Annotated in this window: 18 protein-coding genes; 14 read left to right on the top strand and 4 right to left on the bottom strand. The window is 57.5% G+C overall.

What is annotated here, in order from left to right; genetic code table 11:
* Window positions 1–67 precede the first annotated feature (67 nt).
* Together ALB80_RS00485 and ALB80_RS00490 are read left to right on the top strand one after the other, a co-directional pair.
* On the top strand, window positions 68–1,873 hold the full coding sequence (locus ALB80_RS00485; protein WP_216597657.1) for an ABC transporter ATP-binding protein/permease: 1,806 nt from the start codon (window positions 68–70) through the stop codon (window positions 1,871–1,873).
* 56 nt (window positions 1,874–1,929) lie between these two features.
* On the top strand, window positions 1,930–2,328 hold the full coding sequence (locus ALB80_RS00490) for a DUF2147 domain-containing protein (RefSeq protein WP_050602069.1): 399 nt from the start codon (window positions 1,930–1,932) through the stop codon (window positions 2,326–2,328).
* 43 nt (window positions 2,329–2,371) lie between these two features.
* Here the strand turns inward: ALB80_RS00490 and ALB80_RS00495 are convergent, their stop codons facing one another.
* Together ALB80_RS00495 and ALB80_RS00500 are read right to left on the bottom strand one after the other, a co-directional pair.
* A complete protein-coding gene (locus ALB80_RS00495) occupies window positions 2,372–6,160 on the bottom strand; it encodes an efflux RND transporter permease subunit (protein WP_050602070.1) in 3,789 nt (1,262 codons plus the stop codon).
* Window positions 6,157–7,383: an efflux RND transporter periplasmic adaptor subunit gene (locus tag ALB80_RS00500; protein ID WP_050602071.1), complete on the bottom strand. Its 1,227-nt coding sequence runs from the start codon at window positions 7,381–7,383 to the stop codon at window positions 6,157–6,159. The genes ALB80_RS00495 and ALB80_RS00500 overlap by 4 nt, the downstream gene beginning before the upstream one ends.
* A gap of 226 nt (window positions 7,384–7,609) precedes the next feature.
* Here ALB80_RS00500 and ALB80_RS00505 point away from each other — a divergent pair, with 226 nt between their 5' ends.
* The 5 genes from ALB80_RS00505 to ALB80_RS00525 all read left to right on the top strand — a co-directional run bounded on the left by ALB80_RS00505 (window position 7,610) and on the right by ALB80_RS00525 (window position 13,218).
* Window positions 7,610–8,281, top strand: a complete 672-nt coding sequence (locus tag ALB80_RS00505; RefSeq protein ID WP_050602072.1) for a hypothetical protein — start codon at window positions 7,610–7,612, stop codon at window positions 8,279–8,281.
* Window positions 8,282–8,325: 44 nt separating this feature from the next.
* Entirely contained in the window at window positions 8,326–9,648 is a 1,323-nt protein-coding gene (locus ALB80_RS00510) for a PQQ-like beta-propeller repeat protein (protein ID WP_050602073.1), read from the top strand.
* Window positions 9,649–9,697: 49 nt separating this feature from the next.
* Window positions 9,698–11,161, top strand: coding sequence for a ribosome biogenesis GTPase Der (gene der / locus ALB80_RS00515; RefSeq protein ID WP_050602074.1), 1,464 nt, complete (start codon window positions 9,698–9,700; stop codon window positions 11,159–11,161).
* A 403-nt stretch (window positions 11,162–11,564) separates the two neighbouring features.
* Window positions 11,565–12,548 carry a fatty acid desaturase gene (locus ALB80_RS00520; protein ID WP_050602075.1) on the top strand — a complete coding sequence of 328 codons (984 nt, stop codon included), beginning with the start codon at window positions 11,565–11,567 and terminating at the stop codon, window positions 12,546–12,548.
* 91 nt (window positions 12,549–12,639) lie between these two features.
* Complete coding sequence (locus ALB80_RS00525; protein WP_050602076.1) at window positions 12,640–13,218, top strand: helix-hairpin-helix domain-containing protein; 579 nt, start codon at window positions 12,640–12,642, stop codon at window positions 13,216–13,218.
* Between the two features lie 55 nt (window positions 13,219–13,273).
* Here the strand turns inward: ALB80_RS00525 and serS are convergent, their stop codons facing one another.
* Window positions 13,274–14,566: a serine--tRNA ligase gene (serS, locus tag ALB80_RS00530; RefSeq protein WP_050602077.1), complete on the bottom strand. Its 1,293-nt coding sequence runs from the start codon at window positions 14,564–14,566 to the stop codon at window positions 13,274–13,276.
* A gap of 72 nt (window positions 14,567–14,638) precedes the next feature.
* On the bottom strand, window positions 14,639–16,303 hold the full coding sequence (locus ALB80_RS00535) for a mechanosensitive ion channel family protein (RefSeq protein WP_050602078.1): 1,665 nt from the start codon (window positions 16,301–16,303) through the stop codon (window positions 14,639–14,641).
* Between the two features lie 201 nt (window positions 16,304–16,504).
* On the opposite strand from ALB80_RS00535, the gene yajC reads away from it, so the two are divergent.
* The 7 genes from yajC to ccmB all read left to right on the top strand — a co-directional run bounded on the left by yajC (window position 16,505) and on the right by ccmB (window position 21,935).
* The gene (yajC, locus tag ALB80_RS00540; RefSeq protein WP_050602079.1) at window positions 16,505–16,792 is read left to right on the top strand and encodes a preprotein translocase subunit YajC; all 288 of its coding nucleotides are present in this window, start codon (window positions 16,505–16,507) and stop codon (window positions 16,790–16,792) included.
* 33 nt (window positions 16,793–16,825) lie between these two features.
* Window positions 16,826–18,487 (top strand): protein translocase subunit SecD, encoded by a 1,662-nt coding sequence (secD, locus tag ALB80_RS00545; protein ID WP_050602080.1) that lies wholly within the window; start codon window positions 16,826–16,828, stop codon window positions 18,485–18,487.
* Window position 18,488: 1 nt separating this feature from the next.
* Entirely contained in the window at window positions 18,489–19,457 is a 969-nt protein-coding gene (secF, locus tag ALB80_RS00550) for a protein translocase subunit SecF (protein ID WP_050602081.1), read from the top strand.
* The gene (locus tag ALB80_RS00555) at window positions 19,438–20,202 is read left to right on the top strand and encodes a TSUP family transporter (RefSeq protein WP_371255940.1); all 765 of its coding nucleotides are present in this window, start codon (window positions 19,438–19,440) and stop codon (window positions 20,200–20,202) included. Before secF ends, ALB80_RS00555 begins: the two co-directional genes overlap by 20 nt.
* Before the next feature lie 12 nt (window positions 20,203–20,214).
* The gene (locus tag ALB80_RS00560; protein ID WP_050602083.1) at window positions 20,215–20,568 is read left to right on the top strand and encodes an Mth938-like domain-containing protein; all 354 of its coding nucleotides are present in this window, start codon (window positions 20,215–20,217) and stop codon (window positions 20,566–20,568) included.
* A 99-nt stretch (window positions 20,569–20,667) separates the two neighbouring features.
* Entirely contained in the window at window positions 20,668–21,282 is a 615-nt protein-coding gene (gene ccmA, locus ALB80_RS00565; RefSeq protein ID WP_050602084.1) for a heme ABC exporter ATP-binding protein CcmA, read from the top strand.
* Entirely contained in the window at window positions 21,279–21,935 is a 657-nt protein-coding gene (gene ccmB / locus ALB80_RS00570) for a heme exporter protein CcmB (protein ID WP_050602085.1), read from the top strand. Before ccmA ends, ccmB begins: the two co-directional genes overlap by 4 nt.
* Window positions 21,936–21,996 lie beyond the last annotated feature (61 nt).

Below are 21,996 nucleotides of genomic sequence, written 5' to 3' on the forward strand. Positions count from 1 at the left end.
TGGCCTTTTATGGGCAGAGGTCTAACTCTGACCGCAGACAAGGCACGTGATGAGACGCACAGCTCCTATGACTTCGCAAGACATGGTGTCAGATGACGAACGCAGCTCGGGCTGGCGGACAATCCGCAAGGTTACCCCTTATCTATGGCCCGAAGATGAGCCATGGGTAAAACACCGCGTGGTCCTCGCCATGGGAATGCTGGTTCTGGCCAAGCTGATCGCGGTCTATACTCCTATCCTTTATAAAGGTGCGGTTGACGCACTGGCGGGTGAGGGCGTGCCGCCGCTGGCGCTGGGCGCGGTTGGGTTGACCGTGGCCTATGGCGTGGCGCGGATGATGACGGTGGGCTTTCAGCAATTGCGGGACGCGGCCTTTGCCCCTGTCGGTCAGCGAGCCTTGCGGGCGCTTGCGCTCGAGACGTTTCAGCACATCCACAACCTGTCGATGCGTTACCACGTCACCCGACGCACCGGCGGGCTGAGCCGTATCATCGAACGGGGCGTCAAAGGGGTCGAGTTTCTGCTGCGCTTTATGCTGTTCTCGATCGGGCCGCTTATTCTGGAACTGTTGCTGGTCGCCATCATCCTGATGTGGCTGTTCGACGTCTGGTATCTGGTTGTCGTGGCCGCAACCATTGGCCTTTATATCTGGTTCACCTTTGCGGTGACAGAATGGCGGGTGAAGCTGCGGCGTGAGATGAACGATCAGGACACCGAGGCCAACCAGCGCGCCATCGACAGCTTACTGAACTTCGAAACTGTCAAATATTTCAATGCCGAAACCCGCGAAGCTGAACGGTATGACGTGTCGATGAAGGCGTATGCGGGGGCCGCGCTGAAGACGGCCTATTCGCTGGCATTTCTGAACTTCGGACAGTCGCTCCTGATCACCTGCGGTTTGATCGGTGTGATGGTTCTGGCCGCAATGGGTGTGCAGAGCGGCAGCCTGACGGTGGGCGATTTCGTCATGGTCAACGCCTACATGATCCAGATTACCGTGCCATTGAACTTTCTTGGGACGGTTTATCGGGAAATCCGGCAATCCCTGGTCGATATGGGGCAAATGTTCGATCTGCTTGAACAACCCGCCGAGGTTACAGACAAGCCCTGTGCGCCGAACCTGAAGGTGAACGGGGGCGAAGTCACGCTTGAGGATGTGCATTTCGGCTATGACCCGGAACGCGAAATCCTCAAGGGTGTGTCCCTGACTGTCCCGGCCGGGAAAACCGTGGCCATCGTTGGGGCAACGGGATCGGGTAAATCGACCATCGGGCGGCTCTTGTTCCGGTTTTATGATGTGACCAAAGGGGCGTTGAAGATCGACGGTCAGGACGTTCGCGACGTAATGCAGGCCAGCCTGCATTCTGCCATCGGTGTCGTGCCGCAGGACACGGTGCTGTTCAACGATACCATACGCTACAACATCGCCTATGGCCGTGACGGTGCCACCATGGAAGAAGTCGAAGCCGCAGCCAAAGCGGCGCAGATTCACGATTTCATTTCCTTATTACCGGATGGGTACGACACCAAGGTGGGCGAGCGGGGCCTGAAACTCTCGGGTGGTGAAAAACAGCGCGTCGGGATTGCACGTACCTTGCTGAAAAACCCGCCGATCCTGTTGCTGGACGAAGCAACCTCGGCGCTGGATACGGATACCGAGCAGGACATCAAGGATGCTCTGGCTCGCGCAGGCAAAGGGCGGACAGTGATCACCATCGCCCATCGCCTCAGCACCATAGCCGAGGCGGATCAGATCGTGGTTCTCGAGGCCGGAGAGATCATCGAACAGGGTACGCATGATCAACTGCTGGCAAGGTCCGGGCGGTATGCTCAACTTTGGAGTCGTCAGCAATCAGACGGAGAGGCGGCCTAGGCTCCTTGCACAATGCGATATGTGGTAGGATACGATGAGCGAAGGAGGTTGCTGCCATGGTTACCAGAGTGAAAAAACGATTGCTGCCGTTTGCTATTGCGGTTTTTCTTCCTGTCGCCGCTGCGGCGGACCCCATCGTCGGGGATTGGAAAACCGAACCGGATCGAAAGAACCTGATCTCACACATCAAAATCTCAGCCTGTGGAGATAAGTTTTGCGGCCAGATTCTTTCGGCCTATGACGCGTCAGGCAAGCAAGTCCAAACGCCAAACGTCGGGAAAAAGCTGTTCTGGGATGTCGCCAGCGAAGGCAGTGGAAAGTATGGCGGCGGTGAGTTCTGGGTTCCACTGATCAACGTAGACGCCGTACCGCAAATGACGTTGCAGGGGGATAAACTGCTGGTGAAGGGCTGTGAGCATGAGATTTGCGCACACCAGACATGGTCTCGTCTGTGATTTCAGCCGAATAGAAAAGGACCGGAAGTTCCGGTCCTTTATGTTATTCAGCGGCTTTTAAAGGCGGCTCTGAAGGATGATCGGGTTGATTCGAACCGCCGTCTTGTGTCGGCCTTCCGGATAGGAATTCATCCTCCCAAATAATCTCGGTTGCCTGCATTTGACGGGCAGAGAGACCAATGGCCATATCCTGCGCAATCTGGCTGGATCGGCCTGCGGTAACGCGCGCCAGCAAGCGGCTGAGCCACACTACATAGGTCGTCACCCAAACCCGCAACGCCAGAAGGGACGGGGTCACGATCAATGTCAGAACAGTCGCGATCCCCAGACCAAAGACCACCGCTGTTGCCAGCTGTTTCCACCACAGGGCAGTGGGGCTGTCGATGGAATAGCCGCCATTGATAAAATCCAGCGACAGACCGAACATCATCGGTGTCAGACCAGCCATCGTGGTCAAGGTGGTCAGCAACACCGGGCGAATCCGAGCTTCCGCGGTGCGGATGATCGCCTCGATCCGGGGCATGTAGGCACTGTATTCCTGATAGGTATCGATCAGAACGATATTGTTGTTCACCACAATTCCCGCCAGCGCCACGATGCCGGTCCCGGTCATGATGATCGAAAACGGTTGTTCCATCACGATCATACCGATCAGAACCCCGGTGGTCGAAAGAATGACTGCCAGCAAAACCAAAACCGAGTTGTAGAACGAGTTGAACTGCGCCAACAGGATGACGAACATCAAGCCCAGAGCGCCCATGAACGCGTTCACCAGGAAGGCACCGGATTCTGCCTGTTCTTCCTGATCGCCGGTCCATTCCCAACTGATCGAATTGGCAAACGGGCTGGTTTCAAGCCATTCGGTCAGAACCGCGATCCGTTCATTCGGGTTGATCAGCGCGAACTGAGCATCGCCGTTTTCAATTGCACCGCGCAGTTGATCGATACTCTCTGCCCCGGTCAGTTGAACCAGCTCGTACGACTTGCCGCCTGCGCTGTTCAACACCGTACCAGTTGGCGTGGCACCCTCTGCCACTTCCCTCATGACGGCCAGCCGCACGAGTTCACCATCGGGGCCTTCGGTCGTGACCTTACTTAGCCCCGGTTCGACATCGGCTTTGACGTCGTAATAGCGCTGCTGATCGACGCGGTTGATCTCGGCCAGTTTGGCCACGGGCTTACGTGTCACGAAGTTGGACAAAGGCACCAACCCGTCCGGCGTGCGGACCTTGAGCGCATCCAGTGTCGAAAGGACGCGATCCTGTTCAGGCAAGCGCACACGGATCTCAATCTCTTCATCATTGCTGTCCGGGCGCATCTCGCCCAGCAGAATGCCGCGCGTCACCAACTGCACCATGGCGCCAACCGTGGCTACATCGGCTCCGAACCGACCGGCCTTGGCGACGTCCACGTCGATCTGCCAATCGATGCCGGGCAGGGGCAGGGTGTCTTCGGTTTTGATCAGACCCGGCGTGGAATCAAACATCTCGCGTGCGGCGAGCGTCGCCGTGGTCAGATCTTCCCACCCGTCACCCTTGATGCGCAAATGTACAGGCTTGGCTGAGGCTGGGCCTTGCTCAAGCGGCAGGATTTCGACGACGATGCCGGGGATTTCCGCAAGTTGCGCGTTGATTTCGTCAATCACGAAGTCGCCGTCAAATTCAGGCGCAACAAAGTTACGATCGAACAGGCCCCACAGGACCGATTCCGAGACGTTGGGGCGGTCTTCCCAGGGGATGATCTCGAACTGAACGCGGCCCACTGTATCGGCAGGTTCCTGAGCGCCCCCGTTGTTCTGGTTCAGACCGCCTTCGCCCGCGAAAGAAAACACGTTGATAACGGCAGGGTGGGCCGCGATCACATCTTCTGCCGCCAAGACCATGCCATCTTTTTCCACAAGCGAGATGTTGCCCCGCGCGCGGACATACGCGGTGGCCTGTTCCGGTTCGCTTTCTACGAAGAATTCGACGCCGCGGGACTCTTGGGGGAACCAGATGAAAGCCACCGAATAGACCGCAATGAATACCGCCGCCAAAGACACGATAGGCATGATCGGGTTGCCAACAAGGAATCTAACCACATGACCAAAGGGGGTGTGTTCGTCGGCCGAATGAACACGCTCTTCTACTTTGCGTTCGATCCTGGCCGCGCTTAGGGTGACAGAGCCAGCAAACGCCCCGAACAGGAACAGAAGCGCCCCTGCTATTGAACCTCCGGGCAGTAAATAGTCGGGGTTCAGGGTCTGCATCGCGCCCAGAAAGATCATGTACAACGACGGTGGCACCATCACCGCCCGCAGCCACCAAGGCGTGCGTGCGCGCAACCAGGTCGAGGATCGGTCGAAGATGCGGCTTAACCGGCCGGATACACCGCCCATGACCGGCAGGTAAATCAGAGCCACTATCAGAGACGCCGAAAGAACAAAGATCAGCGTGACAGGCAACATACCCATGAACTCACCCGGCACACCGGGCCAGAACAGCATGGGCAGGAAGGCGCAGAGTGTTGTCGCAGTCGACGATACGATGGGCCAGAACATGCGTTGCGCCGCCTCGACATAGGCGTGCATCGGGCCGACGCCGTCCTTGATGCGTTTGTCGGCGTACTCGACAACAACGATGGCGCCATCCACCAGCATCCCGACCGCCAGAATAAGACCGAACATCACGATATTGGAAACGCTGACACCCATGACCGCCAGGAAGGCAAAACATAGCAGGAACGAGGTAGGGATCGCAAAACCCACCAGTAGGGCAGCCCGTGTGCCCAGCGAAGCCAGCACCACGATCATCACCAATGCAATTGCGGTTAGAACCGAGCCTTCCAACTGACTGACCATAGAGCCAACGATGCGGCTTTGGTCGTTGGACGTGCCCAGATCGACGGCGGCCTGAAGCTCGGGCGGCCATTTCGTTTTGGCCTGTGCAATCGTCTCTTTCACCTGCGCAACTGTGTCGATCAGGTTGAAGCCCTTGCGCTTTACCACTTGCAAGGCGACAGTCGATTCCCCGTTGAACCGGGCCGTTCCGGCGCGGTCTTCGAAGGTATAGTTAATTTGCGCCAGCTCACCCAGAGTTACGACCCGGTCGCCGTTGACCTTGATCGGCAGGCCATAAACGTCTTGCGCCGTTTTGAACGACGACGGAATCTTGACCGAGAATGTGCCCTGCGCAGTTTCGACCTCACCCGCTGCAATTAGCTGGTTGTTGTTCTGAACAACGTTGATCAGCTCATCTGCGGTGACGTTGTATGCCTCAAGCCGCAGAGGATCGATGACAACCTCGAGCATCTCATCACGATTGCCTGCGATCCCGGCCTCAAGCACCGAATCCAGCGCCTCAAGCTCGTCCTGCAAGTCTTTGGCAACGCGCGCCATTGTGCGCTCGGGAACCGCACCGGTCAGGTTCACGATGACAATGGGAAACTCGGAAAAGTTGATCTCGGTCAGCGAATATTGCTCCGCGCCTTCCGGGAAATCCGCCTGTGCCGTGTTCATCGCGTCGCGGACATCGGCCATGATCGCGGTTTTGTCCCAGCCAAAATCAAATTCTAGCGCGACACCGGCATAGCCTTCGGCAGCGGTCGAGGTCATTTCCTTCAGGCCGTCGAGATCCGCCAACTCGGTCTCCATCGGCTTGACCAGAAGGTTTTCTGAGTCTTCCGCCGAAATGCCTGGGAACTGCACTGAAACGAAAAGGGCAGGGATTTCAATGTCCGGCTCGCCCTCTTTCGGCAACGAGACATAGGCAAACCCGCCGATAACCAGCGAGATGGCGATAAACGCCAGAACCATTCGGGCCCGATCAGCGGCCCAGGCGACAATACCTGTCATTGTGATGCTTCCCGATAGGTGGGTTTCACAGTGACGCCGCGGGTCACAAACTCTTGCCCAACGACGATGATGTCAGTCGTCTCCGGCAGCCCGCCGATCCAGACGCCTTCTGCGGTGTCGCGCAGAATTTGGACCGGCTTGAAGTCGACAATGTTGCCTGCGCCGACCGTTCGTACACCCAATTGACCTTCATTGCTGAGCGTCAGTGCGGATTGTGGCAGCAGGTGCGCCTTGGCCCCTTCGGCGGCGATCTGGATGGTTGCGGTCTGGCCGTCGCGGATGGTCAGATCGGAGTTGGGCACAGTGATTTCCACTTCGAATGTGCGCGTCGTCTCATCGGCCGAGCGGCTGAGGAACGTCACCCGGCCATTCAGTTGCCGTCCAGTGACCAGCGTTGCAGATGCCTCGGAACCGACAATGACGCGGTTGACCTCGGTCTCGGGCACAAAGCCCACCAGCTTGATCGGATCCAGCTGAATAACCGTGGCGCAGAGCGATCCGGGCTGCATCAGGCTGCCCAGTTCCGCAGTGTCGCTTTCCAGCAGACCTTTGAATGGCGAGGTGATGATCACACGCCTGGCCTCGCGCTGTGCGGCCTCAACAGCTGCGGCTGCGGCTTCGATTCCGGCGCGGGTGGCTTCCAATCCGGCCTCTGCCGATTTCACCCCGGCTTTGGCGGTGCTCATCGCGGCTTCGCTGGAAATCCGGCGGGTTTCCGAAGCAAAGCCGGTTTCAGCAAGCTTGCGTGATGCGGTCAGATTGATTTCGGCCTCGGCGACCAAAGCATGCGCTTCTTGCAGGCGGGCTTCGGCCTCGGGGATACGACTTTCGGCCTCAAGCTTGCCAGCCATGACTTCGGCAAGTTGCGCCGGGCGCGAGCCGGGGTCAAGCTCGCACAGAACATCCCCGGCTTCGACAAATGAACCTTTGCGCTTGGGCTCAGAGATTACGGTCGAAGTGGTTTCCGCCAGAACTTCCACCTGCCGATTTGCCTTGGTCTGACCGCGCAACAAGACCGCGCTGTCAATCTCGCGCGCTTGCGAACGCAGGACGACAACACCCACCGCCGCGATTTCAGAATTTTCGACTACAGCAGCTTCATTTTGCGCTGTTTCCGCTGCTTCGCCACGTCCAGCGAATGCAAACAGCGCATCACGCTCGAATACAAGAAAATACAATGCTACAATGACCAGAATGGCGTTGATGAATGAAATCAAACGCATACGGGGATTCTCCTAGAATTCTCTGCCCAAAAACACAAGGCGTGTACGCCTAGAAATGGGGCTTAGGCTATGTCTTTTCTACACTGAACTGAATAGTTCGGTTTACTTTTTTTCGCAAGAGTAACGCCCGGGGGTGAAAATGTGCAAATTCCGACCCTTGGCTTGGCGTTGGTGCCGGGGTATGACATGGCGCACTTAGACAAGACACACAGCCCAGGGGGCAGGGATGAGCGACACAGACAGTTTCATTGATGAGGTCACGGAAGAGGTGCGCCGCGACCGCATGTACCTGCTGTTGCGCCGCTGGGGCTGGGTCGGTGTAGTTGCCGTGGTGCTTATCGTGGGGGGCGCGGCCTTTAACGAATACCGCAAATCCCGCGACGCGGCGCAGGCACAAGAACTGGGAGACTCGATTCTTGCCGCTTTGACTCAGAACGGTTCCGAGGCACGAGCTGCCGGATTGCAGAGCATTGAGACCGTGTCGCCCGGCGGGGACGCCGTGTTGAACATGTTGCTGGCGACCTCCCAGGTCGAGGCTGGATCGCGCGAAGATGCGGTCAACAGCCTGAATGCTGTTGCCGTTCAGGGCGATCTGCCTGAAATTTACCGCGCCATTGCAAGCTTCAAGGCCCTGCTTTTGCAGAGCGAAACCTTGCCGGCAGACGACCGTCGCCAACAGTTTGAGGCGCTTGCCGCGCCGGGCGCGCCGCTGCGTCTGCTGGCTGAAGAGCAACTGGCGTTGATTGATGTTTCTGAAGGCAATGTCGAGGCTGCTCTGGAACGTTTGCAGGCGCTGCGGCAGGATGCTGAAGTTGGTATTGATCTGCAGCAGCGCGCAGCGCAATTGATTGTCGCTTTGGGCGGCGAACCGGAACCTGTGGTGACGCAACAGGGCTGACCATAGGTAAGAAAAGACGTAATGACAGGCGAGTTCGGAATATCATGGTAACAAGACTATTTTCCCGCGTGGGATTGCCGGTCGCAGCGCTGGCCTTGACCGCACTGGCCGCCTGTGAAGAACCCGAGCCCATTCTGCCCGGTGAACGCGAAGACATCCGCCCCTTGTCGGATTTGGAAACGGTGGAAAAGCGGGGCTCTCAACCCATCAGTCTGCCGTCGCAGCAGGCGAATGCAAACTGGTCACAAAGCCCGGGGACACCGGCCTATCGGACTACAAACGCAGCACTGCGTGCAACACCACAGCGAGTTTGGTCTGCTTCGATCGGTCAGGGTGACTCGCGCAAGCAACGTATCACCGCCGAGCCGGTCGTTGCGGGTGGGCTGATTTACACGCTGGACTCCTCAGCTACGGTTTCCGCTGTGACACCCCAGGGGCAGGTTGCCTGGGAAACCGATCTGATCCCGGCAAGCGACGGGGATTCAGACGCCACGGGCGGTGGCATGGCCTATGCCGATGGTGTTCTGTATGTGTCTTCAGGTTATGGTCGCCTGACCGCGCTGGACGCCAAGACCGGTACGATGCGCTGGCAAAAACGCCTGCAAGCCACCGGCAGCGGCGCACCGCTGGTCAATGATGGCCTGCTATATCTGGTGGCCGGAGATGAAACTGGATGGACCATCGCCACGAAGGACGGTCGTATTGCCTGGCAAATCGAAGGCACGCCCAGCGTCGGCAACGTCTTGGGTGCACCCGCACCTGTGATTGCCTCGGATCTGGCCGTGTTTGCCTTTGGCTCGGGCGATGTTGCCGCCGCTTTTCGTCGAGGCGGCATCCGTCGCTGGAATGCTTCGGTCGCCGGTGGGCGTCGGGGGCGGGCTGCAGCACAGATCGTTGATGTGACAGGCGGCCCGATGGTGTCAGGAAGCACCATCTATATCGGCAATCATTCTGGCCGGACCGTTGCGTTTGATGCTGGGACGGGTGAGCGTCGTTGGACAGCGGACGAAGGCGCCGTGGATGCCGTATGGCCCGCGGGCAACAGCGTTTTCCTGATCAGTGACCGCAGCCAGCTGGTGCGTCTGAACGCGGCGGATGGCTCTGTCATCTGGGCGCAGGATCTGCCAGGCTTTGTCAAAGACAAGCGCGGTCGCCGCGGTCCGATCTTTGCGCATTACGGTCCGATCCTTGCGGGCGGCCGCATTGTTATTGCGTCCAATGACGGTTATCTGCGGTTCTTCAATCCGGTCGACGGAACGCTGGTTCATCAGGTCGAAGTACCCGGCGGCGCGACAACAGCGCCGGTTGTTGCCGGGCAAACGCTGTATGTCGTTTCGACAAAGGGTGATCTACACGCTTTCCGTTGACGGCAAGATGCGCTAAAGGGCGCATCTTGAGTCTTGAAAGTTGAGTATCATGTCGCTGACCCTCGCCATCGTGGGGCGCCCGAATGTGGGCAAATCCACACTGTTCAATCGCCTTGTGGGCAAACGTCTGGCCTTGGTCGACGACCAGCCCGGCGTGACCCGTGACCTGCGCGAAGGCGAAGCGCGGTTGGGCGATCTGCGTTTTACCGTGATCGATACAGCAGGGCTTGAAGATGCGACAGATGACAGCCTTCAGGGCAGGATGCGCCGTCTGACCGAACGCGCAGTGGACATGGCCGATGTCTGCCTGTTCATGATCGACGCGCGCGTGGGCCTGACCCCCACAGATGAGATGTTCGCGGAAATCCTGCGTAAACGCTCCAAGCATGTGATCCTTGCGGCCAACAAGGCCGAAGGCAATGCAGCGGATGCAGGTGTTCTGGAGGCATACAATCTGGGTTTGGGTGAACCGGTCCGCCTGTCAGGCGAGCATGGCGAAGGGATGACCGACCTTTATGCGCAGCTGATGCCTCTGGCCGATGCAGCAGAGGAAAAACAGGTCGAAGAGGCCCCTGAAACGGACATCGAGCTGGATGAGGATGGCGAGGGCGAGATGCCCCTGATCACCTCCGCCAAACCATTGCAGGTGGCCGTGGTGGGCCGTCCGAATGCGGGCAAGTCCACGCTGATCAACAAGATCGTTGGTGAAGATCGCCTGCTGACAGGACCCGAGGCGGGGATCACCCGCGATGCCATCAGCCTGCGGATCGATTGGGCCGATCCGGACGGCGACAGCACCCCGATGCGGATCTTTGACACGGCAGGGATGCGCAAAAAGGCCAAGGTTCAGGAAAAGCTCGAAAAGCTTTCGGTTTCCGATGGTCTGCGGGCCGTGAAGTTTGCAGAAGTTGTCGTGGTCTTGCTGGACGCAGAGATCCCGTTCGAACAGCAAGACTTGCGCATCGCCGACCTTGCCGAACGTGAAGGCCGGGCCGTAGTTGTTGCAGTCAACAAGTGGGATGTTGAAGAAAACAAGCAGGAAAAGCTGCGCGATCTCAAGGAGTCCTTTGACCGTCTGCTGCCGCAGCTACGCGGCGCGCCCTTGATTACGGTGTCCGCGAAGACGGGCCGGGGGCTGGAGCGCCTGCGTGCCGCGATATTGCGCGCCCATGACATTTGGAATCGCCGGGTGCCGACAGCTGCGTTGAACCGCTGGCTGATCGCGATGCTTGAACAACACCCGCCACCAGCGCCGCAAGGACGCCGGATCAAACTGCGGTATATGACGCAAGCCAAAACGCGTCCACCGGGCTTTGTTGTGATGTGCTCGCACCCTGACAAAATGCCGGCCAGTTATTCGCGCTATCTGGTCAACGGATTGCGCGAAGATTTCGACATGCCCGGTACGCCAATTCGTCTGACCTTGCGCGGGCAGGGGGACAAGAACCCCTACAAGGGCCGCCGCAAGAAAAACGCGGGCGCGCTGGCCAAGCATCTTAAGGGCCGAGGCTGAGCAAACGATCCGATCACGCTGTCTGCGTCTCGTTGGTTGTGGTTCCCGGTCTTCAGCTGCTGTGTGACCCGAGGACGCGGTGTTGTCGTTTCGGCAGATGCCGGGTGTTGCGCGGGGATCGTCTAGTGACGACAGTCGGACGGTTTCAGAATCGCCGTCACTCCCACGCGGCTCTCCTGTCTCGGCTAAATGAAAGAGAGTGCGTCACTTCTGACAATTCTTACTGCTCAAGCGCGTAACTGCGCCAATTTTCAGCGTTTTCACTCTGGGGGCGTGACAGCCCCGGTTCTGCGCGTTAGCATTCACGAGCGTGCATTTGTCTACGCGCGACATGCTTGTTTGTGGTCAAACCGTGCATAGATTTTGAACAGAACTTAACAGGACCATCGTGGGAGCGGGCTGGATGGATCTGAGGGAATATACAAGACAATACGCGGTTCAGGACAACAGATTGGCTGCGTTAAGCTATTTTGGAACGTTCGCGGCGTATTTTGCGTCACTGGCATTGGCGATCCATTTTGTGGACCTGTGGTACATCATGATACCTACCGGTGTCGTCTTTGCCTTTTCCGCTGTGCGACTTTACGTGCTGCAACATGATTGCGGGCACCATTCGCTTTTTGAAACGCGATTGCAGAACGAGTGGGCGGGACACGGCCTGTCGCCGTTTACCTTTGCGCCGTTCGAGGTGATGAAGCAGAACCACAACCTTCACCATGCAGGCATCGGTAATCTGGAACATCGCGAAACCGGCGAAATTCACACCATGACTGTGCGGGAATGGAACGCGGCAGATCGGAAAACGCGTTTGTTCTACAGGCTGTATCGCAATCCGTTCATCCTGGTGCCGATGGGGGCTTTGTTCACATACTTCATTCGCTACCGCTGGCCAAAGAACACTGTGCGCTTTGGCGTGAAAGGCGTGTTGCTACACAACGTGTCTATCGTGGTATTCCTAAGCTTGCTGTATCTGATCGCGGGAATGACCGGGATCTGGGTTTGGTTGGCATTTTCGTTTCTCGGCGGGATGTTGGGTGTGTTTCTCGTCTATCTGCAACATAATTTCGAGGACACCTATTGGGATCGCAGACCCGAGTTAAATCCTCAGGTCGCTGCGCTTCAGGGGTCTTCAGCACTGGATTTCGGATGGTGGTTCGATACCGCTGTGGCCTGTATCACGTTGCATGACATCCACCACTATAACGCGCGTATCCCTTCCTACCGCCTGCGCGCTTGCCACTATAATCTGCCGCCGGAATTCACACCGCGTCGGATCAAATTCCCCGAAGCCGTTGCAGCGTTGCAGCTGAAACTATGGGATGAGGATGCAAAACGTCTTGTGCCTTTTCCTAAGCAAACCCGAACGGCCGATCTTGCCCATGGCTAAAGCACTGGGTTTTGACTGGCTGACATAGAACTTGCTGATTGTACATCTGGTGTATATACGAATCTGCAGGGAGATTGAGAAAGGACAGATAATGACCGCAGTGACCAATATGAAAGGTGTAGGAGAGGCACTTGGACAGGCTCTTGTCGCCAATGGCTTCAAGACCGCAGAAGCAATAGCCAAGGCAAGCCCTGCTGACCTGGTCAAGGTCCCTCGGGTCGGTGAAGCACGTGCTGCTGTGTTGATTGCAGCCGCAAAAGAGGCCATCTCCGCGAAACCGGCCGCTGCGAAACCTGTTACACGCCGTGCTTCTGTGCGCAAGCCTGCGACCAGGAAGACAACCGCACGCAAAGCCACTACGCGCAAGACTGTCGCTGCGGCTGCGGCCGAAAAGCGGGCCGAGGAAGCTGCACGCAAGGCGGCAGAAGAAAAGGCTGCGGCTGATAAAGCCGAAGCCGCGGCCAAGAAAAAGGCCAAAGCCAAGGCCAAGGCAGAAAAAGCTGCCAAGAAGCGCAAGGAAATGGAAGCCGCGTTCTCCAAGGCCAAGGACAAGGTGAAGGCCAAATCCAAGAAGGACAAAAAGTCCAAGAAGGCTGACAAAAAGAAAGACGCCAAGAAGGCTGACAAAAAGAGCGACAAAAAGAAAGAAAAGAAAAAGGCGAAGAAGTAAGACTTCCTCGCCCTTCCATTTTGTCAGACCGGCGCCCTGCAGGGGGCCGGTTTTCTTATGCCAGCGTGCCGTCCAGTTGCAGCGTCAGCTTGCCACCCAGATAGGGGCTCAGGACTTCGGGCAGGGTCACGGTACCGTCAGCGTTCTGACCGTTTTCCAACACGGCGATCAAGCAGCGTCCAACAGCAAGGCCCGAGCCGTTCAGTGTGTGAACATATTCTGGCTTGCCGCCACCATCCGGGCGGAACCGGGCGTTCATCCGACGAGCCTGAAATGCGCCAGTGGTCGAGACCGAGCTGATCTCGCGATAGGTATCCTGACCGGGTAGCCATGCTTCGATGTCATAAGTGCGCCGCGCGCCAAAGCCCATGTCGCCGGTGCACAGAACGACGGTGCGATAGGGGATGCCCAACTGCTCCAACAAGTCTTCGGCACAGCGCAGCATACGCTTCTGTTCCTCATCCGATTTGTCCGGATGGGTGATCGAGACCATTTCGACCTTTTCGAACTGGTGCTGTCGCAAAATACCCGCAGTGTCCTTGCCGGCGCTGCCAGCCTCGGACCGGAAGCAGACGGTATGCGCGGTCATGCGGATGGGCAGAACGGATTCGTCAAGAATATCCCCGGCAACAGAATAGGTCAGCGTGACTTCAGAGGTCGGGATCAGCCACCAGCCGTTGGTTGTTTGATAGCTGTCGTCACCGAATTTCGGAAGCTTGTCAGTGCCGTACATCGCCTCATCCCGGACCAGAACCGGGGTCTGCATTTCGGTTAACCCATTCTTGTCGATATGCGTGTCCAGCATGAATTGCGCAAGCGCACGGTGGATGCGGGCCACGCCTTGGGACAGGTTCACAAAGCGACTGCCGCTGGTCTTGGATGCAGTCTCGAAATCCATCGCGGCAGCGACGGCGGGAACCTCGTAATGCTCTTTCGGAGCAAAGTCGAACGCGCGTGGGGTACCCCAACGGTTGACCTCGACATTGTCATTCTCGTCCGCGCCTTTCGGCACATCATCGGCGGGCAAGTTGGCAATGCGGGCGAGCTGATCCGTTAGCAAAGCGTCCAGATCTTTCGCCTCGGTCTGCATCCGGGCGATCTCGGCCTTTTTCTCGGCCACCAGTGCGCGCAGGCGTTCGAACTCGGCTTCATCACCGCGGCCCTTGGCGGCGCCGACCTCTTTGCTGGCCTTGTTCTGCTCAGCCTGTGCGGTTTCGGCGGCCAGAATCTTGGCGCGGCGGCTTTCATCTAACCTCAACAAATCTGACGACACCGGCGCGTCCCCACGGCGCGCAAGTGCGGCGTCGAAGGCGGCTGGGTTTTCGCGAATGGCGCGGATGTCGTGCATGTCTCAGATCCTTAAATGCGTGAATCACTGAAACCGCTTATGCACCATCTGTCGGGCGGGGTGTAGCACCGGTTACGACTTATCGCCATCGGCGTGGGTTTCATGCGCCAGATGGCCATCCCATTCCTCGGACGGGATTTTTGGTTCCGGTGGGTCGGCCATGTACGAGGGCGTCATAATCTGTACGCCATTCTCATTGAACACGGCGACAATGTTGCGGTGCAGGTCCGAGCGGATCTTCGGAATGATGCTGCCGCGCGTAGTGTAGCCATTGATCTGATAGTTGATTGCGTAATCTGCCAGTGCCGTCCACAATACAAAGGGTTCTGGCTTGGCTTTGATCCCCTTAGTACGATTGGCGGCTTCGATCAGCATTGCCTCGATCTTTTCCGGGGGTTCTTCATATCCGATTCCCACCGTGGTGTGCAGCAAAAGCCCGCTGCCATCAGTCTTCTTCGAAAAATTTACCACGTCTGAATTCATCAACTGAGCATTCGGGATTGAGATCAATTCATTCTTGATGGACTTCAGATGCGTTTCCATCAACTTGATCTGCACAACGTCTCCGATGTGATCTCCGATCTGGATACGGTCCCCTATGGATGTGGACCGACGGTAGATCACGAACAACCCGGCCAACATGTTGGACACGACCGAATTTGCGCCCAACGACAGCATCGCGCCAACCAGAATGGTCAGGCCTTGAAACGCGGCGGAATCCGAACCCGGAATGTAGGGCACTGCAAAAACAATTGCGATCAGAATGACGATGACACGGGCGATGTTGAACGTCGGGTTGACCCAATGCTTTTCGAAATCGGTCATTTCGAACGAACCCGCTTCGACCGCATCGAAGAACACGCGCATCCCTTTGATTATATACAACGCGACCCATGTGATCAGGCCCAGCATAATAAGGTTGGGAATGTAGCTCAAGATACCCTTGAATATCAGCAGTACGGGTTCAGTCAGGTAAGTGAGCAGCAGTTGCGCGAAATACCGTGTTTCGGCAAATGCAAGAAGGACGAAGGACAGGTAGTAGTAGAAACCGAGAAAGAAGATAACCAACAGGACAAAATTCAGCCCGTACCGGATCAGGGCTGCGATTGCTTCGGCTTGGACGCTTTTGGCAGTCGCCGTTTCGACATCCTTCAAATAACGCTTTACCAGTTTTAGGGTACGCCGCCTGATCCGCCGATGCAGCCATAAGATCAGCACCACGAAGGCGACAAAGCCAAGGGTCCATCCCGCTGCCTCAATTGCCCCTGACACCCGCGCCTGCTCCGAGCGGTTGGCACGATAGGCAAGAATGGCGTCTTCGATGGCCTGACCATGCAGAAACCCGAGAACGTCCAGCTCCATTTGATCCAGCTCGGCATCTGCAACTGTCACGATTGACACGATCACACCGTCAGCGCGGATGCGAATGCCCAGATCGGTTTCTTCGAAGGCGATGTCGACCGTGGGATTTTCCGAGGCTTCGGCGATCTCAATGATCTTGTCCTGAACGCTTGCAGCCCGTTCCGGCGCGGGCAGGGCGCTGGAGCCGCGCAGGAAGAACAACATGTCGCCGTCGACGATGACAGGCGCTTTGAAACTGTCCGTTTCTTCTGCCTCGGGTTCGGTGATTTCAGCGGGTGTTTCCTGCGCCTTCAGCGGTGCTGCCAGAAACAGGAGTATTGCCACGAGCGACAGCAAAAGCGTCAACGATTGGAACGGTTTGTAGGATTCTTTCATTGTCCCTCCTGATGCTTGACTATAGCCGAACTGCGATGTCTGCATAGGACATATCTGCAACGCTTGATTGGTTCTTATGTCACCAATGTCAGGTTCCAATGAGACACATCATCGCCTTTGCTTGCAAACACGCATTTCAAAGCATAGGTTCCGCCCAAATTTGCGGAACGGTGCCGCAAGATCTGAACAAAGGAATATCCCATGGAAGGTGGCGCAATCGCCCAGTTTCTCCCGCTGATCCTGATTTTCGCGATCATGTATTTCCTGCTGATCCGCCCACAGCAGAAGAAAATGAAAGAACATACGGCCATGGTCGAAGCCGTGCGTCGGGGTGATCAGGTGGTCACACAGGGCGGCGTGATCGGCAAGGTGTCAAAGGTCAAGGAAGGCGAGAACGAGATTGAGGTCGAGATCGCCGAGGGCGTCAAGATCCGCGTGGTCAAGTCGACCATCGCTCAGGTTCTGAACAAGACCGAACCTGCGAAGTAAGTTCGCGCGATAATCCCTTGAAAAGGCAGGGTAATGCTGCAAATTGATACCTGGAAGCGGGTTCTGATCTGGCTGGTTTGTGTGACTGGTCTGCTCATGGCCCTGCCAAACGCGTTTTACACGCGGGTCGAGCAATCGAATGACGCCAATACCGCGATTGAACTGGGCGTAGACACGCCTGAGATGCAGGCCGAAGCTGGGCAATGGCCCACTTGGCTGCCCTCATCGCTGGTCAATCTTGGACTGGACCTGCGCGGCGGTGCGCATCTTTTGGCTGAAGTTCAGGTGCAGGACGTCTATGAAGCGCGGATGGAGGCCATGTGGCCGGAAATCCGCGACGCGCTGCGTGATGAGCGTGCGACAGTTGGCACCATCCGTCGTCAGGACTCGGCCCCGGATGAGATTCGTGTGCGCATCAGCCAGCCCGAAGGGATGTCTCGGGCGCTGGAAGTGGTGCGTGGGCTGGCCCGTCAGGTGCAGACCCTGACCGGGGTTGGTGCCACGGATATCGAGGCCCGGGCCGATGGTGATACCATCGTTGTTCAGCTTTCCGAGGCTGAAAAGCTGGCCTCAGACGACCGCACAGTGCGTCAGGCGCTTGAAATCATCCGCCGCCGGATCGACGAAGTCGGTACCCGCGAGCCCACCATTCAGCGTCAGGGCGCGGATCGGATTCTGATCCAGGTGCCAGGTATCGGCAGCGCCGGTGAGTTGAAGGAAATCATCGGAACCACGGCGCAGTTGACGTTTAACCCGGTTGTTAATCGCGGCACCGACCCGGATGCAATTGCGGGCATTGGTGAAGAGGTTGTGCCTTCGATCGATGAAAGCGGAGTTTACTACATCATCGAGTCCGCTCCGGTTGTGACCGGAGAGGAATTGGTCGACGCCCAGCCTTCGTTCGATCAGAACGGTCGCCCGGCTGTCAGTTTCCGGTTCAATACATCGGGTGCGCGCAAGTTCGGCGATTATACACGTGACAATATCGGTGCACCTTTTGCCATTGTTCTGGATGATGAGGTGATCTCGGCTCCTGTGATCCAAAGTCACATTCCGGGCGGATCCGGCATCATCACCGGCAACTTCACCGTTGAGGAAAGCACCAATCTGGCGGTCCTGCTGCGGGCGGGTGCGCTACCTGCCGGGCTGGAATTCCTGGAAGAACGTACCATCGGCCCCGAACTTGGGCAGGACAGTATCGACGCGGGTAAAGTTGCCACCATCGTGGCCTTTGTTGCGGTGCTGGTCTTCATGGCGCTCAGTTATGGTCTGTTTGGACTCTTTGCCAACATCGCGCTGATCATCAACGTGGGCCTGCTGTTTGGCCTGCTGTCCCTGATCGGAGCAACCCTGACCTTGCCAGGCATCGCGGGAATCGTACTGACGGTCGGGATGGCGGTGGACGCCAACGTGCTGATCTTTGAACGTATCCGCGAGGAACTGAAATCTGCCAAAGGTCCGGCACGCGCCATCGAGCTTGGTTATGAAAAGGCGTTGTCGGCCATTCTGGATGCCAACGTAACCACCTTCATAACGGCGACCATCCTGTTTGCCATGGGCAGTGGCCCGGTGCGCGGGTTCGCCATCACTCTGGGGCTGGGTATTCTGACCTCGGTCTTCACTGCGATCTTCGTGACGCGCCTGATGGTCGTCACGTGGTTCGAACGCCGCCGTCCGAAAATGATCGAGGTTTGACATGAGACTGAAACTCGTACCCCAGAACACCTCGTTCGATTTCTTCAGCCGCTGGAAGATCTGGCTTGGGATTTCAGGCCTGATGATGGTTGTGGCTTTTGCTTCGTTCATGTTGCAGGGCCTGAATTTCGGCATCGACTTTCGGGGTGGTACAACCATCCGAACCGAAAGCACGCAGCCGATTGACGTGGGCACATACCGCGATGCAATCTCTCCGCTGGAACTTGGAGATGTGACGATCACCGAGATTTTCGATCCGACCTTCGGAGAAGACGAAAATGTCGCGATGATCCGCATTCAGGCGCAGGCTGATGCCGAAGCGGTCGAGGCCGCAACGATCACCGCTGTAGAAGAAGCGCTGCAAACCGTGATCCCGGATATTCAATTCGTCTCGGTGGAATCGGTGGGCCCGAAAGTTTCCGGAGAGCTGATCCAGACAGCGGTTATCGCCGTCGCCTTGGCTATCGGTGCGGTGCTTGTCTACATCTGGCTGCGGTTTGAATGGCAATTCGCGCTGGGGGCCGTGGCTGCGCTTGTGCATGACGTGATCCTGACCATCGGCATCTTCTCGGAACTGCAGATCCGTTTCGATCTGGCAATCATCGCGGCGCTTCTGACCATCGTGGGCTATTCGCTGAACGACACGGTGGTGGTTTTCGACCGCGTGCGCGAGAACCTTCGGAAGTACAAGAAGAAAGACCTCAAAGAGGTTCTGAACATCTCGATCAATGAAACCCTAAGCCGGACGGTGATGACCTCTGTCACCACTCTGCTGGCGTTGATTTCGCTTTATGTTCTGGGCGGAGATGTGATCCGTGGGTTTGTCTTTGCCATGATCTGGGGTGTCATCATCGGGACTTATTCGTCGGTCTTTGTGGCCTCGACCATATTGTTGTGGCTGGGGGTAAAGCGCGACTGGTCCAAGCCGTCGAACACGGCGGGCAACCAGTTTGCCAACATTGATGCCTGAGGCATTGCAGCAGGCCCTTGCCCTGCCGGGCCTGGGCTGGCTGATCCTGACCATCGGAGCCGCGGGACTTGTCCGCGGTTTCACAGGTTTTGGAACAGCAATGATCTTTGTGCCGGTCGCCGTCCAGTTCCTGCCCATCGCGGATGTGGTATTTCTGATGGCAGCCACCGGGATCGTCTCGACCTTTGCTCTTGCGCCTCAAGCTTGGCGCGAATGCGACAAGTCCGAGATCAGCACTTTGGGCATCGCTGCGGCTGTTACCGTGCCACTTGGGCTTTGGATCATGGCGCAAGTGGACACGCTTGTTCTACGCTGGATCGCCTGCGGCATCATCGGTCTGACACTGACGGCTGTCATTACCGGCTGGCGCTGGGAGGGGCGATTGGGCTTGAGCGGGCGATTGGCCATTGGGGGCAGCGCTGGGGTCATTGGCGGGATGACCGGCCTGACCGGCCCTGTTATCATTGTCTTCTATCTGGCCAGTTCGACAAATGTGCGCAAAATCCGGGCCAACACGATCATCTTTCTGGCCTTGCTGGATGTCGCGATTGTCTTCAGTATCTTGATCGGTGGCGCGGCGGATTTATCGATCCTGTGGATTGTTCTGCTGCTGGGGGTGCCTTATCTGACCACTACGCTGATCGGCAAAGCGCTGTTTGAACCGAAGCTGGAGCGCTTCTATCGCGTTGCGGCTTATTCGGTCATTCTGATCGCGGTGGTATCTGGACTGCCGATCCTGGATTGACGGAGAGACAACATGCGTCTGAACCAAGTGACCTTTAACGACGCAAAACCGGTGGACGGTTACGGCCCCGGGTTCTTCCGCATTGGCGGAGAAGTGTTCGAAGGTGCTGTTCTGACCGGCCCTGCGGGTCCGGTAAAATGGGGCGGTTATGAGGATACCCAATCCCTGCTTGATCTGGCCGATGAGATCGACGTCCTGTTCATAGGAACCGGCACGGACGTGGCGCATATTCCCCAAACCCTGCGCGCCGCCTTGGAAAACGCTGGGGTTGGCGTTGAAATCATGAATTCTCCTGCCGCTTGCCGCACCTATAATGTGTTGCTATCGGAAGGTCGCCGGATCGCCCTTGCCCTGATCCCCGTATGACAGGGTTCTTCAATCCGCTCCTGATTATTCCCAAGCCAGCAACGGCCCTGCGGCAAATCTTGCCTTTTGCCTCTGAAGACAATCCGCTAAGCGGGTTTCATGACTCTGACTGTATCTGACTTGTCGATCACCCGTGGTGGCATTCCCGTGCTGGAAGGTCTCAGCTTTGAACTGCCGCCCGGCAAGGCGCTGATTCTGCGTGGGCCGAACGGAATCGGCAAAACGACGCTCTTGCGCACTTTGGCGGGTTTGCAGCCTCCGCTTGAAGGTACCATCGAAGGCGCCGAGGACCAGATTGCCTATGCGGCCCACTCGGACGGGTTGAAGCCGACACTGACCGTGACCGAGAACCTGATGTTCTGGGCCTCGGTCTTTGGGACCAGCGGCATACAACGCGCATTGGATACGTTTGATCTGAATGAGCTGGCCGAGCGCCATGCCGGTAACCTGTCGGCCGGTCAGAAGCGGCGGCTGGGGCTTGCGCGGATGCTGGTGACAGGACGACCGATTTGGATGTTGGACGAACCCACCGTTTCGTTGGACATAAACGCAGTGCAGATGTTTGCCGACGCGGTGCGGGCTCATCTGGGGCAGGGCGGGTCGGCCCTGATCGCAACCCATATCGACCTTGGTCTGGATGGAGAGGTTCTGGACGTTGGGCCCAACAAGGCCAAACCCAAACCCATTGACGATTTCGACGGAGGCTTCCTGTGATCGCCCTATTGCTGCGCGACCTGAAACTGGCCTTCCGCGCGGGCGGCGGGTTTGGACTGGGACTTGCGTTTTTCCTGATCGTGACTGTGATGGTGCCGTTTGCGGTGGGTCCGCAATCTTCGCTGCTGTCCACAATCGCACCCGGTGTTCTTTGGCTGGGCGCGTTGCTGGCCTGTCTGCTGTCACTGGACCGATTGCTGGCTTTGGATTGGGAAGACGGGTCGCTGGATCTGTTGGCTACCGCGCCGCTACCGTTGGAATCGGTTGTGACCATCAAGGCGCTGGCCCATTGGCTGACCACCGGATTGCCTCTGGTTCTTGCGGCTCCGTTCCTGGGCGTCTTGCTGAATCTTCCTGTGCCGGGATTCTTCTGGCTGGTGATGTCACTGTTGATCGGAACCCCGGCGATGAGCGTGATCGGAACCTTTGGTGCAGCTCTGACCGTTGGTTTGAAGCGCGGCGGTTTGCTGCTGTCGCTGCTGGTGCTGCCGCTATACGTGCCCACCCTGATTTTCGGAGCCGAGGTCGCCCGGCGCGGAGCCACGGCGATGGAGGTCCAGACGCCGCTTCTCATGCTGGCAGGTATCACGGCAGCAACTATCGCGCTGTTACCCTTTGCCAGCGCGGCGGTGTTGCGTATCAATCTGCGGTGAACCGTCTCAACTTTGACCAAGGTCAATTGAGAACCACCCCAATTCGGACTAGATAGGGCCC

Source organism: Ruegeria sp. 6PALISEP08, from assembly GCF_001238295.1.
Taxonomy (GTDB): domain Bacteria; phylum Pseudomonadota; class Alphaproteobacteria; order Rhodobacterales; family Rhodobacteraceae; genus Ruegeria.

Bases quoted from the DNA above. Each gene is read 5' to 3' on its own strand.
- yajC (WP_050602079.1), top strand. From the start codon at position 16,505: ATGGAAGGTGGCGCAATCGCCCAGTTTCTCCCGCTGATCCTGATTTTC.
- ALB80_RS00520 (WP_050602075.1), top strand. From the start codon at position 11,565: ATGGATCTGAGGGAATATACAAGACAATACGCGGTTCAGGACAACAGA.
- ALB80_RS00535 (WP_050602078.1), bottom strand. From the start codon at position 16,303: ATGAAAGAATCCTACAAACCGTTCCAATCGTTGACGCTTTTGCTGTCG.
- ALB80_RS00500 (WP_050602071.1), bottom strand. From the start codon at position 7,383: ATGCGTTTGATTTCATTCATCAACGCCATTCTGGTCATTGTAGCATTG.
- ALB80_RS00490 (WP_050602069.1), top strand. From the start codon at position 1,930: ATGGTTACCAGAGTGAAAAAACGATTGCTGCCGTTTGCTATTGCGGTT.
- ALB80_RS00495 (WP_050602070.1), bottom strand. From the start codon at position 6,160: ATGACAGGTATTGTCGCCTGGGCCGCTGATCGGGCCCGAATGGTTCTG.
- secD (WP_050602080.1), top strand. From the start codon at position 16,826: ATGCTGCAAATTGATACCTGGAAGCGGGTTCTGATCTGGCTGGTTTGT.
- ccmA (WP_050602084.1), top strand. From the start codon at position 20,668: ATGACTCTGACTGTATCTGACTTGTCGATCACCCGTGGTGGCATTCCC.
- ALB80_RS00505 (WP_050602072.1), top strand. From the start codon at position 7,610: ATGAGCGACACAGACAGTTTCATTGATGAGGTCACGGAAGAGGTGCGC.
- ALB80_RS00510 (WP_050602073.1), top strand. From the start codon at position 8,326: ATGGTAACAAGACTATTTTCCCGCGTGGGATTGCCGGTCGCAGCGCTG.
- ALB80_RS00485 (WP_216597657.1), top strand. From the start codon at position 68: ATGACTTCGCAAGACATGGTGTCAGATGACGAACGCAGCTCGGGCTGG.
- der (WP_050602074.1), top strand. From the start codon at position 9,698: ATGTCGCTGACCCTCGCCATCGTGGGGCGCCCGAATGTGGGCAAATCC.
- secF (WP_050602081.1), top strand. From the start codon at position 18,489: ATGAGACTGAAACTCGTACCCCAGAACACCTCGTTCGATTTCTTCAGC.
- ALB80_RS00560 (WP_050602083.1), top strand. From the start codon at position 20,215: ATGCGTCTGAACCAAGTGACCTTTAACGACGCAAAACCGGTGGACGGT.
- serS (WP_050602077.1), bottom strand. From the start codon at position 14,566: ATGCACGACATCCGCGCCATTCGCGAAAACCCAGCCGCCTTCGACGCC.
- ALB80_RS00525 (WP_050602076.1), top strand. From the start codon at position 12,640: ATGACCGCAGTGACCAATATGAAAGGTGTAGGAGAGGCACTTGGACAG.